14 protein-coding genes are annotated in these 17,368 nt (G+C 64.5%); 5 read left to right on the top strand and 9 right to left on the bottom strand.

Going from position 1 to position 17,368, the window contains the following annotated elements:
* Positions 1 to 38 precede the first annotated feature (38 nt).
* Positions 39 to 938: a DMT family transporter gene (locus tag ACGHJ7_RS07875; protein WP_390476125.1), complete on the top strand. Its 900-nt coding sequence runs from the start codon at positions 39 to 41 to the stop codon at positions 936 to 938.
* On the opposite strand, the gene ACGHJ7_RS07870 is transcribed toward ACGHJ7_RS07875, so the two are convergent.
* Together ACGHJ7_RS07870 and ACGHJ7_RS07865 are read right to left on the bottom strand one after the other, a co-directional pair.
* Complete coding sequence (locus ACGHJ7_RS07870) at positions 935 to 2,260, bottom strand: DUF2254 domain-containing protein (RefSeq protein WP_390476123.1); 1,326 nt, start codon at positions 2,258 to 2,260, stop codon at positions 935 to 937. The genes ACGHJ7_RS07875 and ACGHJ7_RS07870 overlap by 4 nt on opposite strands.
* Positions 2,260 to 3,558, bottom strand: a complete 1,299-nt coding sequence (locus tag ACGHJ7_RS07865) for a DUF2254 family protein (RefSeq protein WP_390476121.1) — start codon at positions 3,556 to 3,558, stop codon at positions 2,260 to 2,262. The genes ACGHJ7_RS07870 and ACGHJ7_RS07865 overlap by 1 nt, the downstream gene beginning before the upstream one ends.
* A gap of 158 nt (positions 3,559 to 3,716) precedes the next feature.
* Between ACGHJ7_RS07865 and ACGHJ7_RS07860 the strand changes: the two genes are divergently transcribed.
* Both ACGHJ7_RS07860 and ACGHJ7_RS07855 read left to right on the top strand, forming a co-directional pair.
* Entirely contained in the window at positions 3,717 to 4,586 is an 870-nt protein-coding gene (locus ACGHJ7_RS07860; protein WP_390476118.1) for a bacteriorhodopsin, read from the top strand.
* Between the two features lie 76 nt (positions 4,587 to 4,662).
* Positions 4,663 to 5,406, top strand: a complete 744-nt coding sequence (locus ACGHJ7_RS07855; protein WP_390476116.1) for a Brp/Blh family beta-carotene 15,15'-dioxygenase — start codon at positions 4,663 to 4,665, stop codon at positions 5,404 to 5,406.
* A 30-nt stretch (positions 5,407 to 5,436) separates the two neighbouring features.
* On the opposite strand, the gene nadA is transcribed toward ACGHJ7_RS07855, so the two are convergent.
* Together nadA and ACGHJ7_RS07845 are read right to left on the bottom strand one after the other, a co-directional pair.
* Positions 5,437 to 6,438 (bottom strand): quinolinate synthase NadA, encoded by a 1,002-nt coding sequence (gene nadA / locus ACGHJ7_RS07850; protein ID WP_390476115.1) that lies wholly within the window; start codon positions 6,436 to 6,438, stop codon positions 5,437 to 5,439.
* Positions 6,439 to 6,510: 72 nt separating this feature from the next.
* Entirely contained in the window at positions 6,511 to 6,711 is a 201-nt protein-coding gene (locus tag ACGHJ7_RS07845) for a hypothetical protein (protein WP_390476113.1), read from the bottom strand.
* Positions 6,712 to 6,916: 205 nt separating this feature from the next.
* Between ACGHJ7_RS07845 and ACGHJ7_RS07840 the strand changes: the two genes are divergently transcribed.
* Entirely contained in the window at positions 6,917 to 7,138 is a 222-nt protein-coding gene (locus ACGHJ7_RS07840; RefSeq protein WP_390476111.1) for a hypothetical protein, read from the top strand.
* A 215-nt stretch (positions 7,139 to 7,353) separates the two neighbouring features.
* Here the strand turns inward: ACGHJ7_RS07840 and ACGHJ7_RS07835 are convergent, their stop codons facing one another.
* The 5 genes from ACGHJ7_RS07835 to ACGHJ7_RS07815 form a co-directional block, all read right to left on the bottom strand.
* Positions 7,354 to 9,327 carry a tetratricopeptide repeat-containing sulfotransferase family protein gene (locus ACGHJ7_RS07835; RefSeq protein ID WP_390476109.1) on the bottom strand — a complete coding sequence of 658 codons (1,974 nt, stop codon included), beginning with the start codon at positions 9,325 to 9,327 and terminating at the stop codon, positions 7,354 to 7,356.
* Positions 9,328 to 9,432: 105 nt separating this feature from the next.
* Positions 9,433 to 12,081 (bottom strand): TonB-dependent receptor, encoded by a 2,649-nt coding sequence (locus ACGHJ7_RS07830; RefSeq protein WP_390476107.1) that lies wholly within the window; start codon positions 12,079 to 12,081, stop codon positions 9,433 to 9,435.
* 212 nt (positions 12,082 to 12,293) lie between these two features.
* Positions 12,294 to 14,036: a BCCT family transporter gene (locus ACGHJ7_RS07825; protein ID WP_390476105.1), complete on the bottom strand. Its 1,743-nt coding sequence runs from the start codon at positions 14,034 to 14,036 to the stop codon at positions 12,294 to 12,296.
* A 161-nt stretch (positions 14,037 to 14,197) separates the two neighbouring features.
* Entirely contained in the window at positions 14,198 to 14,908 is a 711-nt protein-coding gene (locus tag ACGHJ7_RS07820) for a DUF4230 domain-containing protein (protein ID WP_390476104.1), read from the bottom strand.
* A complete protein-coding gene (locus ACGHJ7_RS07815) occupies positions 14,893 to 15,777 on the bottom strand; it encodes an MBL fold metallo-hydrolase (protein WP_390476102.1) in 885 nt (294 codons plus the stop codon). Before ACGHJ7_RS07815 ends, ACGHJ7_RS07820 begins: the two co-directional genes overlap by 16 nt.
* Before the next feature lie 99 nt (positions 15,778 to 15,876).
* On the opposite strand from ACGHJ7_RS07815, the gene ACGHJ7_RS07810 reads away from it, so the two are divergent.
* A complete protein-coding gene (locus ACGHJ7_RS07810) occupies positions 15,877 to 17,343 on the top strand; it encodes a glycerol kinase (protein WP_390476100.1) in 1,467 nt (488 codons plus the stop codon).
* Positions 17,344 to 17,368: the final 25 nt, after the last annotated feature.

Genomic DNA, 17,368 nt, shown 5'->3' with positions numbered 1-17,368 from the left:
ATGCTGTGCGTTTGTGGTCCCGGAGCTAGGGAGCGGGCATGAAGGCCGCAACCGAAGAAACCGTTTCAGGCAGACGATGGTTGCTATTGGCCGCGTTGCTCGCAGGAAACGTGGCGCTGGCCCTGGGGCCGTGGAGCGTGCGGCTGGCCGATAGCGGGCCGGTGTCGGCGGCCTTCTGGCGCATGGTCCTGGCATTGCCCTTCCTCGCCCTGATTGCGGCTAGGTCGGGGCAACGGCTGGGCGGGATGCCGCGGCGCGCGCTGGGCCTTGTTGCCCTGGGCGCGGTCGCCTTCGCTTTCGACCTCGGCAGCTGGCATATTGGGATAGAGCGCACGCGGCTGGGCAATGCGACGCTGTTCGGCAATGCAGGCAGCATCGTGCTGCTCTTCTGGGGCTTTATCATGGGGCGGATGCTGCCGCGCGGTGCCGACTGGCTGGCCATCGCGCTTGCGCTGGGAGGCGCGGCGATCCTGATGGGGCGCAGCCTGGAAATCAGCGTCGGGACCCTGATCGGCGACATCTTCTGCCTTGCCGCAGGTCTGGCCTATGCCGTCTACCTGCTCACCTTGCAGGGAGTGCGCGGCCAGTTCGGCGGGTGGTCGCTGCTGACCTGGGTCGCGCTGATCGCATCGCCGGTTCTGCTGGCAATGGCGCTGCTGCTGGGCGAGCCTGTCTGGCCTACGGACTGGACGCCGCTGATCGTGCTCTCGCTGCTCAGCCAGGTTGTGGGGCAGGGCCTGCTGGTCTTCAGCCTGCGCCATTTCCCGCCACTGGTGATCGGGCTGGCCCTGCTGACGCAGCCCGCCGTGGCGGCAATCTACGGCGCGGCCGTCTTCGGCGAGATCCTTGGCATTCCGGACATCGTCGGCATGGCGATGCTCGGCAGCGCGCTGGTCTTCGCCCGCAAGTCGCAGGAAGATCGCACGCCGCGTCCCTAGGCCGTACTGGACTGCCAGAACGTCCGGTCGAACGCCGCCTTGTGCTGCTCGAACCTCTCGAGGTCGGGGCCGACCAGGTGGAGGCGGGCCTGTTCGGCCAGGCGGTGTCCTTCCATTCGCAATTGCTCCTGCCGGTCCGTATGGCCGAGCGGGGTCGATGCCTTTGAAATGACGTCTAGCATGACTTCCGCCGCGATCGGCGAAGTTGCGACCCCGCTACGAATGGAGCCGAATCCGCGCTTCAGGTAATGGGCGAAATCGTCCGGCGCGGGAATGATCGGGCAGTTGTCCTCGTCGTGCCCGCAGATATTCTTGCGCAAATCGCGGCGTCCGATGTCGGACGTGGCAGCGCCCAGCCAGTGGAGTGCGGTGATCGCGGTGAAAGGGTCGTTGATCCCCGGGGACAGCGCGCGCAGGCCGATTTCCACCAGCTCGTCGATCAGGAATTGCGGGTCCTGTTCCGGCGTGCGCGTCGGGCCGAGGGTGAAGCATTCCCGTACCTTGTCCTCGATAGAACCGGGATCGCACCCGTCGACTTCCATCAATGGCAGGTCGCGGTGGACGAAATCGCCGGTGCGAACCTTCAGGCTGAACGTGCCTTCACAGTCCTTGGCGATGGACAGGAGATCTTCGAAATCGATCAACTGGACATAACCCGTTTCCCACGCGGTCAGCGGTTCCCCGCCTTTTGGCACCACGGCTTCGGAGAATTCGTCCTCGACCGGGTAGGTTGACCGTATGGCGTCCAGCAGGCGGCGACCGATGCCTTCCAGCACCTTGTTGATGCGGATGCTGGACGGGATGTGGTTGAGGAAGAAAACCAGCACCGCCACGCATACGGCCATGAGCACATAGGCGATCAGCAGCGACAGCTGGGGAACGAAGCCGGGCAAGGCGCTGGCTGCCGCATCAGCGGCCGGGGTCTCGTCCTCACCCCTGACATTTCGCAGCACGACGAGCGCATACACGAACGCCCCGATGAAGGTCGCCAGGCTCAACTGGTTGCCGCGGTCTTCCATGAAGTTGGTGAGCAGCCTCGGCCCGTAATTGCCGCTGGCATAGGCGACCGCCGCGATGGTTATGGAAAACACGGTCGATGCGACGCCGATCATGCTGCTGGCCATGACGGTCAGCATGTTCGACGCACCGTCCGGCCGCGCCGGGAGAAGCCATTCGACGTCGTTCAGGAACGAGGTGAAGCCGGACCGGACGAGATAGACTGCGCCAAGCGCAAGCAGCGCCGCTGCGAGCGAAAACGTCGCGGGATAGAACCAGTAATTGGCGTTCAGCCGGGCTAGGAAGAAACGGATATCGCTCGGCATCAGGCGTGCCCGCCCGCAGTTTTCCCGTCGCCGAAACCGTTGTCGAACGCAGCGTTTATCGATCTCTTGTCCATGCCGTATTGCGTGACGCTATCCGCGTGATCGCGCAAGTGCCTGGCAAGGTCGCGGATGAAGTCGACGAGCTGGGCCGGGCCGTCCTCCCGCTCGATCCGCGCGGCAATGCGGCCATAATTGTCGATCATGCGGATCGATACCGATGGATACTGGCATGCAGCCTGGCGGAATGCGCTCATCGGGTCCTCGAACAGTCCGCGAAAATCCTGGCCCAGCAGGACGAGTTCGGGACAGCCTTTCAGCGCCGGATCGCGGTCGTCGTCGATCCAGCTATCGACCTGGCTTTCCATGACGGCGGCCAGCTTGTCGGCGCAGGCGATGGCGGTGTAGAAATCGTTGATCGCCGGAGACAGTGCCCGCGCCGCGATCTCCACCAGCAGGCGGATGCGGAAGACCGGGCCTTGCGCGTCCGAGCGGTACGGGCCGATGGCGATGGCCGACTTGACCTGGTTTTTATCCATATCCGAAGGAGAGCACAGGATCGGCTCTCCCTTCAGGACGTGCTGACCGGGCGCGACGTGCAGGGTTACCGCACGTCCATCGCAGGCAATGTCCCGCAGTTTTGCAAGGTCGATGTCCTCGAAATACCCCTCTCGCGGGGCGCGCAATACGACGTGCTCGCTTCTTGCGCTGCGCTCCACGGGTTCCAGATCTATCGACCGCTTGCAGGCATCGACGCACAACCGGTCGATAGAGGTATCGACGAACATGGTCCGGCCCAGATCGTGGAGCGATACGGACAGCATGGCGACGTTTATCGCCTGTAGAAGCGCGACGACCCCGACCAGCAGCAGCGGCGTGTCGGCCAGATCGGCCTCGGCATCTGTCGCCAGCATGGCCACCAGACTTACGATCATGGAGAAGGACAATCCGGCCAGGCTCACCCGTACCAGCGGCCGCTCGATCCAGCGGTCGATCAGGCGCGCGCCCAGATTGCCTGCCGCCATGCTGAGCACGATCAGGGTGATGGAGAAATAAAGCGTGATGAAGGCGGCATTCACTCCGGCCGCGACGCCGGTGAAATCCTTGGCCGTATCGGCGGTGGCCACAGTCGCGAGATCGCGGGTAAGAAGCCACTCGGTCGTCAGCTCTCGGTCCAGCCACAGGACAGCGAGCGCGAAGGGCAGCGCAGCAAGCACTGCGCACACTGCCAGCAGCCAGTAACTGGCAAACAGCCTGTGCAGGATCCAACCGGGCAGTCCGGAAATACGTTGCAAGTCCACCGGCAAGTGCCCCCTGACCATACCAAGAATTGTTGCGTGGGTAATTTTGTAAGGAACCCAACGGCCCACGCCGAATTAAGTTGCAGCGCGCAGCAGGCGCGTATCTCGCCGGGGCAGACCGATGTGCATGCCACGTGCATTCAAGAAAGGGGGCTGACATGGCTCTTTCGGAAAACGGTGCTGCCATGGTGGGCAATATCGAGAATCTGGTTACACTTACCTCCGGCCAATACACGACCGGTTCGCTGATCCTGATGGTCAGCTACGGCGCGCATTTCGCCTTCATTCTCTATTTCCTCATGACAAGCATGCAGCTTGCCCCGCGTTACCGGATCGTGCCGGTCCTGTCGGCGATCGTCATGGCCAGCGCAGGCCTCAGCCTGCTGCGCGAATTTTCGACCTGGCAGGCGGCGTACGAGTTCGCGGGCGGCGTCTACACCCCGCTGGCCGATGGCGAGACCTTCACCAATGCCTATCGCTACGGCAACTGGACGATCACGGTGCCGATCCTGCTGACGCAGCTTCCCATCGCCTTCGCCCTGTCGCGGCCCGACCTTCACAAGCGGGCCTTGCGCATGAGCATTCCGGCGCTGCTGATGATCTGGACCGGCCTGTATGGGCAGTTCGGCGAAACCGGCGATTTCTCGCGGCTCAATATCTGGGGCGTCATCTCCACCCTGTTCTTCGTGTGGCTTATCATCGAGGTGCGCGGCGTGATCTCGGCAGCGATTGCCAACAGCCCGCCGTCACTGGTGGCCTGGCCCAAGAACATCTGGTGGTACTTCCTTGCCACCTGGGGCCTCTACCCCATCGCCTACGCCCTGCCGCAGCTCGGCTTCAACGGCGATGTCGTGGTGGTGCGCCAGCTCCTGTTCTCGATTGCGGACATCTCGACCAAGCTGATCTACGGCGTGATCCTGTCCCGCTACGTCCTGCGCCGCAGCGCGCTGGAAGGCTACGTCCCTGCAGCAGAGGCTCTGGAAACCAGTCCGCTCGGCAGCAAGATCGCTTCCGCCCGGGGCGACTGACTTGCAGCGTGTCCGGCACGCCGGTGAAAGGGGGCCCTGGCATGATGCCGGGGCCCTTTTCGCGTGCGGGGCCGTCTTGGTTGCATGTGTTGCCCAGATTGCAGGCGGGGCGGCGCCGGTCGTCATCGGCCTCTGCCTCTTCGCAGCGGGGCTGGCGCATGGGGCCGGGGACGAACAACAGGACGCGATCCGCCCCTTTGGCCTGCTGCATGCTGGCGCCTATGTCGCCGTCGGCCTTGCCTTTGCCGGTCTGTTCCTGGCCGCACCGGTAGCGGGCCTGGCGCTGTTCCTCGCCCTGTCCGCTTGGCATTTCGCGCGGACCGAGTGCGGCTTTGCGCGCTCGTCCCGGCTGGCAATCGCGAGTCTGGCGACGGGCGGCAGCGTCCTTTTCCGACCGACCGAAACCGCCGCCATTTTCACTGGTATCACGGGCATGGTCATACCTGCACCCATGCTGGCCATCCTCGCGCTGGTCGGGGCAGGCGGCGCGGCGCTGGCGGGCCTTGCAGCCTTGCGCGGGGACGCGGGGCGGCTCCCTGCGCTTCTCGCGCTGGCGGCAACCGCCGTGCTTCATCCCGTGCTTGCCGTCGGGGTCATATTCCTGACCGGTCACGCCCTGCCGGTGCAAAAGCGACAACTGGCCCGTTACGGAACCGATGCAGTCTGGCGGGCAAGCGCGGTCCCGACGTTGGTCGCACTGGCGGGAGCCGCAATGCTTGTAGCGGCAACCACGGCAGGATTGCTCGCTACCGCGGTCGCTGCAGCGCTCGGCATAGGGCTGGCTACGCCGCACATGCTGACCGAGCGGCTCGAACGATAAGGCTTTCGTCCGCCCGGTAGCAGGTTTAGGTCAGTCCGCGGTGAAGGCCACCTTGCCCAGATCGCCGTGACCGATCGTGCCGCTGGCCATTTCCAGCATCCGGTCGAGGCTGCGCTTCGCCTTCAGGCGCAAACCTTCCTCGATCTCGATCCGCGGTTCGAGGTCGCGCAGGCAGGTGTAAAGCTTCTCCATCGTGTTCAGCGCCATGTACGGGCAGATATTGCAACTGCAGTTCCCGTCTGCTCCCGGCGCACCGATGAAGGTCTTGCTCGGCAGCGCCTTTTCCATCTGATGGATGATGTGCGGCTCCGTCGCGACGATCAGCGTGTCGCCTTCGAAAGTCTCCGCGAATTGCAGGATGCCGCTGGTCGAACCCACGTAATCGGCATGGTCGACAATGGTGGGCGGGCATTCGGGATGGGCCGCGATCGGCGCCCCGGGGTGCTGTTCCTTGAGCTTCAGGAGCTCCGTCTCGCTGAAGGCTTCGTGCACGATGCAAACGCCTGGCCACAGCAGCATCTCCCGGTCGAACTTGCGCGACAGGTAACCGCCCAGATGGCGGTCGGGGCCGAAGATGATCTTCTGGTCCTTCGGGATCTGCTCGAGGATCGTCTCCGCGCTGGAACTGGTCACGATCACATCCGACAGGGCCTTCACCTCGGTCGAGCAATTGATGTAGGTCAGCGCGATGTGATCCGGATGCTTCTCGCGGAAAGCCTTGAATTTCTCCGGCGGGCAGCTGTCTTCCAGGCTGCATCCTGCATCCATGTCGGGCAGGACGACGATCTTTTCCGGGCTCAGGATCTTGGCCGTGTCGGCCATGAACTTGACCCCGCAAAACGCGATGACATCGGCGTCCGTTTCCGCCGCCATCTGCGACAGCTGGAGAGAGTCGCCGACGAAATCCGCGAGGTCCTGGATATCCGGCGTCTGGTAGTAATGCGCCAGGATCACCGCGTTCTTCTCTTTACGCAGGCGGTTGATCTCGGCGAGCAGGTCCTCGCCCGTGGGCAGCGTGGTTTGTGCAGTCATGTCGTGTCCCGTCTGGTGGCGCGATATGCGCGCTTCATACACGTAACGGGCGCCAATGGCAGGGCGTTCCGCCTACATCGCAAAACCCGGCGGCAGGAACGCTTCCATCGGACGCTCGGCGCCCGGGGTTCCGGCGAGAAAACTCTCGGTCAGGGCGATCCCGACCGGCGAATAGGCGAGCAGCATCGACGCGGCAAACACTGCGACATAGATGCCCAGACTCCAGAAATAGGCGGGATGCACGCGGCCTCGGGCGCGCAAGTCCGCGATCATTCCGATGACCGGAAACGCGAACGTGACGACCTGCGTCACCAGCCACGCATTGGGGATCATCAGCGGCATGGGCAGCAACCGGCCAAGACCGGGCCCCATCAGGACCGCCATCGCGCAAAGCATCAGCCGGCGATGCCAGCCGGTATAGCGCCGACGCCTGAGGGCCCACCATGCCAGCCCTGCAAAGCACCACAGCACCGCCAGATTGCTGAACAGGAACTCGCTCTTGTGGAAGAAGAACGGCCCGCCGGTTCGCCGGGCGACGACCAACATCACCCATGTCCCGGTGACGGCCATGGCCGGTATCCAGAACCAGGCCAGCTTGCCCAGCCGGACATGGAGTGCTCTCGCGCCGGAATGGATGGTGGCATGTTGTGCCAGGAACAGGGCGATCCAGCCCATGAAGACCGCGCCATGTACGTGGTAGGCTAGGGGCACGGCAAAGCTCGAACGGCCGGCTGCAAGATTGACGATGAAACCCGCCACGACAATCGCCGACATGACGATCGCCATGATCAGGAAGAACCGTGTGTCGTGCAATTCGCCGCGGCCGGTTACGCGCGCATCTTCGGATATCGTTGCCATGTTTCCCCCCAGAGCGAACGACCCGCTGACCTGGCTACGCCGCAGGAGACCCGGCGGTCAAGCCTGTGCGCCCACGCCTTGCAGGGCCGCTTTCAGGTCGCCCAGCCACGGCTCGTAAGGTTTCCATGCGCCCTGGCCGGAGCGGTTGATGGGACGCCGGACCTGTTCCGACGACGCCGTGCGAACCGCGCGGTCGGTCTTGTGAAACTCGACGCACGCCTGTTCGAACGGCAGGCCGCAATGATCGAGGATGCGCCGTACCTGTCCCTCAAGGTCGTCCAGCACGTCCTCGTGGTTCACGCGCAGGACCTTGCCCGGCAGCACACGGTCCCAGTGGTCCATCAGCTCGACATAATCGGCGTAGTAGCGGCCGACTTCCGTCAGTCCGTAAGTGAACTCCTGCCCTTCCGCGAACAGCTGTTTGAAGCCGGAGAAACAGCAATCCATCGGGTCGCGGCGGGCATCGATGATGGTCGCGTTGGGCAGGATCAGGTGGATGAGGCCGATATGCCGGAAATTGTTCGGCATCTTGTCGATGAAGAAGGGCGCGCCGGCGCGGTGGACGCGCGTGTTCTCGATGAATTCCTCGCCGAACTGGGCAAGACGTTCGCCCGGCAGGTCGTGCAGGATTTCGGGATAGCGCGACTGGCCTGCCTTCCGCCCGCGCAGGCGATGGGCGAGCGAGAGGATATTGGGCAACTCCAGCGTACCGTCGACCTGGCTGTGGCTGGCAAGGATCTGCTCCAGCAAGGTGGAGCCTGCGCGCGGCAGGCCGAGGATGAAAATCGGGTCGGGGGCGGGGTGCCCCGAACCCTCGTGCTTCGCGAACAGATCCCGCGTGCAGATTTCGCGCTGTTTCGCCAGTTCCTCGCTCATCTGGTCGGCGCTGTACCGGGTCTGCGCGCGTTTGAGCGCGTTGCCCTGTTCGTAGAAGCCGAAGCTTTCCTCATACGCCTCCCGGTCCTCCAGCGCCTTGCCCAGGGCGAAAGACAGGTGGACCCGGTCCATGAAGGCGAGGTCGGCCCGCGCGGCCTGCTCCCGCATCGCCGCCATCTCGTCATCCGTGAAGCGATAGGTCTTGAGATTGGCCAGCGCGTACCACGCATCGCCGTGATCGGGCTTCGCTGCGAAAGCCGCGCGGTAGCTGTCGACCGCCTCTTCGGTCCTGCCCGTGGTCTTGAGCGCATGGCCGCGGCTGGTCAGCGTGGCGGGGTCGCTGGGAAGCTTTTCCAGCACGCGGTCGAACAGGGAAAAGGCCCGCTCGTAATCGCCGGTCTGCATGCTCTCCACGGCCAGATGCGACTGGAACAGGGGGCTGTCCGGATCGCGTGCATAGAGCGCCTCCGCCTCCTCGCGGGCGCGGGCAAACTTCTGGCGGCGTCGCAGCGCGTCCATGTAATCGAGCCGTAGCTGCACATTGTCCGGCTCGAACGAAACGGCGCTTTCCAGCAGGAATTCCGCATCGTCGAGAATACCCAGCTTGATGCCGATCTGGGCGAGAAGGCGCATTCCCTCGACATTGCGCGGATGCTCCAGCAGGAAGGCGCGGCAGATCTGCTCTGCCCGCAGCACGCGGCCCTCGTGCAGGTGGTTGGTAACCGCGACCAGTTCGCGGGGGAGGGCGCGCAGGCGCTGGCTCTGCTGCATCGCGGCGTTCGCTTCTGCAGTGCGGCCCGCCGAGGCCAGCAGATCGGCCTGCGCACGCCAGCTTGCCTCCAGCGCGGGATTGAACTTTACCGCCCGCGCATAGGCCGCGACGGCTGCATCTCCGTCACCCCTGTCGCGCAGCAGGTGGCCGGTTTCCTGCCACGCACGGCCGAATTCCGGTGAGACGGCATGAAGGTGCGAGAGCACGGCATCCGCTTTGTCGTATTCCCTGCAATAACGATGCGCGACCGCCGCCATGTAGAGCGCTTCCTGGTCGTCCGGCGCGCTTTCCAGGGCTTTCAGGGCGAGATCGCGTCCCCTGGCGAAATCCCCGCCCTGCAACGCCGACTGCGCCGATGCCTTCAATTCATCGCTCTTTTCCATGCAGGCTCCCGTGCCAGAATTGCCGCCAAACGCAAAACGGCGGGCGAGGCCCGAAGCCTGCCCGCCGCCTGTGTGCTGCCGCGCCAAAAGCGCGGCCGGCCCTGCCTAGTAGTCGAAGCCGACGCGGATACCGAAGGTCGCCGGACGGTTCGTCGTGATACGCTCGCGATCGTTGACGTAATTGCCGGCAATCTCTGCCCGCTCGTCCGTCACGTTTTCGCCGAACAGTTCGATCGACCATTCATCCTTCTGGACACCCAGCGAGAACCCGAAGGTCGTGTAGCTGTCGAGCTCGATCGTGTTAATGGTGATGATGTCCGTGTTCTTGCTGGACGAGTGGGTGGCTTGCCCCTGCACGAAGTAGTCGAGATCGCCCGACATCCATTCGTAGCGCGCGCGGGCATTGCCCTGGAAGCTGGGCGCGTAGGCCAGCTCGCTGCCCACGATGACGTCGGTGGTCGGGGTCAGGACCTCGGTAATCTCGGTATCGAGGAAGCTGAACGCGCCGGTCAGCGTCAGGCCCGGCACCGAATAGGGGGCCACGGTGAATTCACCCTCGACGCCCTTGATCTCCGCATCCGCAGCATTGTCGCTGAAGAACAGGTTGGTGATGCTGGGATCGAAGATCGTCGTCTGCAGGCGGCTGATGTCGACATAGAACGCCGATGCGTTGAAGCGCAGCTGGCCGTCCAGAAGGTCGAGCTTCGCACCCAGTTCGTAGTTCTTGACCTCGTCGGTCTCCAGCTCGAACGGGACGGTGAAGCCCGCCCCGTTGGTCGCGCCGCCGGGACGGTTCAGCAGGCCGGGACGGAAGCCTTCCGAATAAGTCGCATAGAACAGCGTATCAGGCGTCGGGGTCAGCGTGACCGTGCCCTTGTAGATCGCGCCTTCGGCCTTTGCGACGTCGGGTGCCTGCAGGGCGTTGAAGACCTGCTGTGCCTGGCCTGCGGAGAGACCAGCAGCCTGGATATCGGCCAGCGTGTCGCCCTGGTTGAACGTCTGGCGCAGCGCCGGGTTGCAGCTACCGATGAAGGTGTACTGGCCGTCGCCGTCATACAGGTCGTTGAGGTCGGTGCCGAAGGCATCCTGGTCGACCGCGCTGAAGCTGTTGCAGAACGAACCGTTGGCGCTGCCTTCGAAATCGACTTCGATGTTGTAGTAGCGCGCGCCGAAGGTCAGCGTCAGCAGGTCGGGCACGACGTCGAAGCTGGCTTCGCCGAAGATGCCGAACTGCTCGTCCGTACGGCGGATGTCGTTACGGAAGATGGTGTCCTGCGGGAACGGGCCCGGATCGGTGGTGAAGCCGTCCTGCGGGAAGTTCGGCTTGAACGGGCCGAACGGGGCCGCGGCGACATTGCCCGGATAGTTGAAGTCGTTGCGCTCCTTCAGTTCCAGGTCGGAATAGAACGCACCGGCGGTCACGCGGAAGCGCTCTTCGGCCGGGGTGTTGAAGCGCAGTTCCTGCGTGAACACGGTCGTTTCGCTGTCCGAGGTCACGTACAGGTTCGGCGGCTGGCAGGTGCCGGCCGGATCGGCGCTGCCCGGATAGGTCACCGAGCCGTCGCAGATGTAATAGGGCAGGTACTGGCCGACGAAGAGATAGTCGGTGTAGTCCACGCGCTGCTGCGTCTCGCGGTCGGTGTAGGCTCCGGTATAGACGACGTCGAGCATGGCGAGGCGGCCTTCGACCGTCCAGCTGGTGTTCGAGAAATCGTCTTCCAGGCGGTCGTCTTCGAAACGCTGGATTTCGAGATCGTCGAGGCCGTTCAGGTTCGGATCGGCGAAGAAGACGCCGTCGCTCTCGACGCTCTGGCGCGCATGGCTGACGGTCAGCTGCCAGTCCGGCGTCATTTCCCAGCGCGCGCTGGCACGGAAACCGGCATATTGCGTGTCGTTGAAGTTTTCCTCGACCAGGCCGTCATTGCGGGTGTTGAGGAAGGTGACGTCCGACAGGTCCTGTCCGGCCTGGAAACCGCCGCGCAGGGCGTTGACCGGCACGCCGTTCGAACGGACGGTTCCGGCGGGGCGGAAACGCGCACTGTCGCGCAGGTTACGAACGCCGCGGACATTGTCGATGTAGCCGCCCTGGTCGTCCAGATAGGCGACGAAGCGGGTTGCAATGGTGTTCGTGACCGGCACGTTGACCATGGCTTCCGCCTTGTAGCTGGTCTCGCCGCCCTTGGTGAAGGACGTTTCCACGTCGAACCCTGCATCAAAACCGCTGAGCGAAGGCTTGGCGGTGATGAGGCGGACAACGCCTGCCTGCGAACTGGCACCGAACAGCGTGCCCTGCGGACCGGCGAGGACTTCGATACGTTCCAGGTCGGCGGCGTAGATGTCGAGGTTACGGCCGGGCTGCGCCAACGGCTGGTCGTCGAGATACAGCGCGACGTTCGGCGCGAGGCCGGCAACGCCTGCCGTGGTGAGGTTCGGCGTGGTCGAGGCGAGGCCGCGGACGTAGATCGTGCTCTGGCCCGGGCCCGAACCACCGGCCGTTACCGACGGCAGCTGCTCGAGATAATCGTCGAACGTGGCGACGCCCAGTTCGTCCAGCGCTTCCGCGCCGATGGCGTTAACCGAGATGGCGACGTCCTGCAGGTCTTCGCTGCGCTTCGTCGCGGTCACGACGATCGTCTGGACACCGCCCTGACGGGCAGCCGGCTGGGCCGGTGAAGCGGTGTCCTGGGCGAATACGGGCGTAGCGGTCACAGCCGCCAACACGCCCAGCGATACGCTGGTACGCAGAGATTTCATCGATGTTTCCCCCTTCGGGTCGGATTATTGCGGTGCCGCCGCACCAGAGAATAGGCCCCGGATCGGGCCAAGGTCGGGCCTGCGAGAAACGTACTCAGCGGGCCTCGTGCCGAAATCGCGTAACAAGCGTGTGGCGGGCTGGCCACAGTAGCCCCGGGCAAATTCCGGAATCGGTCGAAACCTGTGACCTTCGTGCCACTATGGCCGAAAGTTCAGGTCGCGTTGCCGTCGGCCTTGGCCGCCGCGTCGGCGAGAATGACGGGACAATGGGTTTCCACGCCGTCGCGCTTGCGCCGGACATCGAAGATCACCGCCTTCAGGATCGATACCGCCATCAGCGCGACGACCAGCGAGAACGGCAGCGCACCCAGGATCATCGTGATCTGGATGGCATCCGTGCCGCCCAGTATCAGCATGCTGCCGACGACGAGGGCGATGGCCGCGCCCCAGAACAGGATATGATGGCGGCGCTCGGCCCCCTTTTCATTGTCGCCGCCGGTATCGTTGCCGGCCCCGTTGATCGTGTTCACGATCAGGATCGCGCTGTCGGCGGACGTGATGAGGTACGTCGTCAGCAGCACCACCACCAGTCCGGACAGGACGGCCGCAATCCCGCTGTCGAACATCGCGTCGAGCGTCGCGTAAAGCTGGTCGGAGATATTGGCTGCCATGATCGCACCGCCATCGCTTCCATCCAGCACCAGCTCGATAGAGGTCCCGCCGGCCAGCGCCATCCAGATGAAGCACATGAGCGAGGGCACGAGCACGACGCCCAGCACGTATTCGCGGATCGTGCGGCCGCGCGACACGCGGGCGATGAACATCCCGACAAAGGGCGCAAAGGCGATCCACCACGCCCAGTAGAACACCGACCAGTCGAGCTGCCACTGCGCCAGCGCGTCGCCGGTCTGCGTCCCGTCCGCCGTGTAGAGCGTCAGCGCATCGGCGGGGAGCGACAGCAGGTAATTCTCGATCGATGTCAGCAGCAGGGTGATGCCGCCAAGGCCGATGCCGAAAAGGAGGAACACGGCGAGCAGCAGCACACTGAGCGCCATGTTGAGATTGGACAGCCACTTGATCCCGCGCCCGACACCCGAAATCGCGGACAGGGTCGATGCGCCGACCAGCACGACGAGGGCAATCACGATGGCCGCGGCAGAGGCTGTGCCGGCATCGTTCAACAGCCAGTCTCCCATGCCCAGTCGGTTCAGCCCGGCAACAAATTGCTCGACCCCGAAGCTCATGGTCACGGCCACGCCCAGCACGGTCGCGACCACCGCCACCAGGTCGACGAGGTGGCCCCAGAAACCGGACATCCTCAGGCCGAACAGAGGTGCGAGGCTGGACCGGATCGTCAGCGGAAGGCCCCGGCGATAGGCGACATAGCCCACGGCCAGCCCGACCAGCGCGTAGGTCGCCCAAGCGGCAAAACCCCAATGGAGGAAGGTGTAGCGATAGGCGGAACTGACCGTTTCGGCCGTGACGGGATCGACCACGCCGCGGATCGTGTCGGGATTGGCGGCGAAATGCGCCAAGGGCTCACCGGTGGAATAGGTCAGCATCCCGACGCCAATGCCTGCGCCGAACAGCATGGCGAACCACGAGAATCGGCTGAATTCCGGTTCTTCCCCCGGGGCGCCGAGCCTGAGCGAGCCCGACTGCGGCAACAGTGCAAGCACCAGCGCCACCAGCATGACGAATGCCACGAGATATACGTACCACCCGGCGAATTCGCGGATCAGCGTCGCATTTGCCTCTGCCAGCGTCTCGCCAGCCTGCACGGGAAACAGGATCGTCCAGAGGATCAGGGCGCTGACGATGACTTTCGAGGAGACGCTGACCAGCTTGTTGAAGCCGTGGTAGAAACCGCCATCGGCGATCGTGATGGGCAATTCGCACAGAGGCGGTTCCATGCCGTCCTTGCTGGCGGCGGCGTTTGCCGGTGTCTGTGTCAAGTTGTGTCCTCTTCCCCGTTGCGCGCGCACGCCGCCGGGATGGCAACTGGCTGCGACCGTGCCGAGCGCCGCAGCGCGCCGTGCCGGATATCGGGGCCCTGATGGCAGGTTTGCGCCCCCATGGGCAACCCCCGGCCTTTGGGAGAGGCTGGCGCAGGGCGTCAGCTGGCTGCGTTTACCTCATCGGCAAAACGCACATTGACCGTCACGTCGCCATACCCTGCAACCTGCAGAGGGATGGCGAGGTTTTGCCGCACCGCATCCTTGGCCGACTGGCGCGCAAGGGCCAGGATTTCGGGGTTTTTCGCGAAGGCCGTCGCCTTGCGTTCCGCCTGCCGCGAATTGTTGCGGGCGAGGTCTGTCGAGGCGTCGCGCGTGACCCACGCGCCTTCGGTAAAAACACGCGCGCTGCCTTCGTCGATATTGGGTGTGCTGGTCTGGATCTGTGGCAGGGTGACGGTCAGTGTTTCCGCTGCCTCGTCCCAGACGAAGTCGCCGCGGTCCATCTCCGACAGGTCCAGCCGGTATTCGACGCTGGCCGGGACGATGGCTGCCTGCCTCGATTGCAGGATCGGAACGCCGAAAACGCCGCGTTGGTCCTCGCTTTCCGCAACGACCTCGAACCGCGAACTGAATACGGTAAGCGAGTTCTGTTTCTCGAAAGCGAGCATGGCGCTGCCGACGGGATCGCCTTCTTCCTGGTAAATGAAGGCGCGGTATCCCAGCCATGCAACGGCTGCGAGCAGCAGGATTACGATAAGCCATGGGACGCCCTGGACCCGGGCGAGCGACTTCTGCCGCTCCGCCTTGGGCACGAGTGTCTCCGCACTGCTTTGTGCGCTGCGGTCTTCGGTCTTCAAACGGTCTGCCATATGTCGCCTGAACGGACGACCATCCCCCTGCGTTCCAGATCGATGAGATGGGCATGCACGCTCATCTGGGCAGCCTTGTCGAGGAGGGGGTCCAGACCCTTGTACATCAGCGGAATGAATTCCGGCAGCGTGCGCTGTTTCTCGGTCACCAGCCGCATGATCTGGTTCTCTCGCTGGCGGCGATGGCCGATCATGCCGCGCACCAGCTGGCGCGGTTTTTCGATCGGGGCACCGTGGGCCGAATAATAGACGCGGTCGGTCCCGTCCTCGGTCCGGGCATACAGTTTTTCCAGGCTTTTCATGTAATCGCCCATGTCACCGTCCGGCGGGACGACGACGCTGGTCGACCAGCCCATGACATGATCGCCGGTGAACAGCGCGCCCGTTTCCTCTAGCGCAAAGCACAAATGGTTGGAGGTGTGTCCGGGCGTGTGGATCGCCCGCAGGGTCCAGCCCGGCCCGGTCATGGCCTCGCCATCCTCCAGCACCCGGTCGGGCATGTAGGTGGTATCGAAGCTCTCGTCGGCGCGCGGGCCGTTATCGGCCAGCACCAGCGGCGCGCAGCCCACGACCGGCGCACCGGTTTCCCTCGCCAGCGGCGCTGCGGCGGGCGAATGGTCGCGGTGGGTGTGCGTGCACATGATGGCGGCGATTGTCGCATCCCCCACACCTTCCATGATGGCGGCAATGTGATCCGCATCGTCCGGCCCGGGATCGATGACGGCGACCGCATCGCCGGTCCCGACGATATAGGTCTGGGTGCCGGTGAAAGTGTAGGGCGACGGGTTGGGTGCAAGGACCCGGGCGACGAGGGGTTCAGGACGCTCGACCTTGCCGGTCGGCCACGGTCGGGGCGGGATTTCAGCCATGGCCTTGCATATGGGGGCACGGGTGCGCCATGTCCACGCCTCCGACTGCGACGCGGGCCTGCGATGGCCGCGCTGCGCACCTGTTACGGGAGAGACAATTTGGCCGACCTCATCCTCGTTCTGGACGAAGGCACCACGTCCACGCGGGCAATCCTGTTCGACCTGGCCGGACGCGTGCAGGGCACGGCCCAGAAGGACCTGACGCAGCATTACCCGCGGCCCGGCTGGGTCGAACACGATGCGGCGGAGATATGGGAGCGGACCCTGGCCTGCGCGCAGGAACTGGTGACAAGGGCGGGCGTCGACCGGATTGCCTGCATCGGCATCACGAACCAGCGCGAGACGGTCGTGGCGTGGGATCGCACGACGCTGGAGCCATTGTCGCGCGCAATCGTGTGGCAGGACCGCCGGACCGCGCGCTTTTGCGAGGAATTGAAAGACGCGGGGCACGAAGAGGCCGTGCAGGACGCGACCGGCCTCCTGCTCGACCCGTATTTTTCCGGCACGAAGATGCGCTGGCTGATCGACAACGAACCGGGGGTCGCCGATGCGGCGCGCGCGGGGCGGCTGGCCTTCGGCACGGTGGAGAGCTGGCTGGTCGCGCGCCTGTCTGGCGGGGCGCATCTGACCGATGCCAGCAATGCCAGCCGCACGATGCTGCTTGCCCTCGATGGGCAGGGGTTCGATGACGGACTGTGCGACCTGCTTGGCGTGCCGGCCGGCACACTGGGCGAGGTTACCGATACGCAGGGTCGTCTTGCCGAGACGTCGCCCGACCATTTTGGCAGGGCCATTCCCATCACCGGCTTGGTGGGGGACCAGCAATCGGCCACTATCGGCCAGGGCTGCTTCGCCCCCGGCGAGACGAAGGCGACCTATGGCACCGGCGCCTTCATCCTCGCCAATAATGGTACGGCATTGCCCCGTTCGCAGCACCGGCTTCTGGGCACCGTTCTGTATCAGCAGGACGGGACGCGGACCTACGCCATCGAGGGATCGGTTTTCGTAGCCGGCAGCCTCGTCCAATGGCTGCGCGACTCTCTCGGCATCATCGGGTCGGCGGCGGAGACCGAGGCGCTGGCCCGGTCGGTCGAGGATAGCGGGGAGGTCGTGATCGTGCCTGCGCTCGCCGGGTTGGGCGCGCCGCACTGGCGCGCCGAAGCGCGGGGCGTGATCGCAGGCCTCAGCTTCAATAGCGGCAAGCCGCAGATCGCCCGCGCCGCGCTGGAGGCGATGGCGCATCAGACGCACGATCTGGCCGAAGCTTTTGCGGCCGATGGCGCACACTGGAAGACGCTAAGGATCGATGGCGGGATGAGCGTCAACAACTGGATGGCGCAGGACCTTGCGAACATGCTGCAACTGGCGGTCGAGCGTCCGGATTTCGTCGAGACGACGGCCCTTGGTGCGGCCATCGCCGCCTCGGTCGGTGCAGGACTGCATCCTGACTTGCCATCCGCAGCAAAAGCCATGCGGGGCGGGCTGACCGTGTTCGAGCCGGACATGGAACAGGATATTCGCGGGGCGCGTCTTGCGAGGTGGAGGCGCGCGCTCTCGGCAGCCTGACACCTGCGCCAGGAAGCTGGTGGCA

This window comes from Altererythrobacter sp. MTPC7 (assembly GCF_042851395.1).
In the GTDB taxonomy this organism is placed as follows: domain Bacteria; phylum Pseudomonadota; class Alphaproteobacteria; order Sphingomonadales; family Sphingomonadaceae; genus CAJXSN01.
This window is presented reverse-complemented; position numbering and strand designations above follow the sequence as displayed.

Bases quoted from the DNA above. Each gene is read 5' to 3' on its own strand.
- ACGHJ7_RS07875 (WP_390476125.1), top strand. From the start codon at position 39: ATGAAGGCCGCAACCGAAGAAACCGTTTCAGGCAGACGATGGTTGCTA.
- ACGHJ7_RS07870 (WP_390476123.1), bottom strand. From the start codon at position 2,260: ATGCCGAGCGATATCCGTTTCTTCCTAGCCCGGCTGAACGCCAATTAC.
- ACGHJ7_RS07860 (WP_390476118.1), top strand. From the start codon at position 3,717: ATGGCTCTTTCGGAAAACGGTGCTGCCATGGTGGGCAATATCGAGAAT.
- nadA (WP_390476115.1), bottom strand. From the start codon at position 6,438: ATGACTGCACAAACCACGCTGCCCACGGGCGAGGACCTGCTCGCCGAG.
- ACGHJ7_RS07845 (WP_390476113.1), bottom strand. From the start codon at position 6,711: ATGATCGCGGACTTGCGCGCCCGAGGCCGCGTGCATCCCGCCTATTTC.
- ACGHJ7_RS07835 (WP_390476109.1), bottom strand. From the start codon at position 9,327: ATGGAAAAGAGCGATGAATTGAAGGCATCGGCGCAGTCGGCGTTGCAG.
- ACGHJ7_RS07830 (WP_390476107.1), bottom strand. From the start codon at position 12,081: ATGAAATCTCTGCGTACCAGCGTATCGCTGGGCGTGTTGGCGGCTGTG.
- ACGHJ7_RS07820 (WP_390476104.1), bottom strand. From the start codon at position 14,908: ATGGCAGACCGTTTGAAGACCGAAGACCGCAGCGCACAAAGCAGTGCG.
- ACGHJ7_RS07815 (WP_390476102.1), bottom strand. From the start codon at position 15,777: ATGGCTGAAATCCCGCCCCGACCGTGGCCGACCGGCAAGGTCGAGCGT.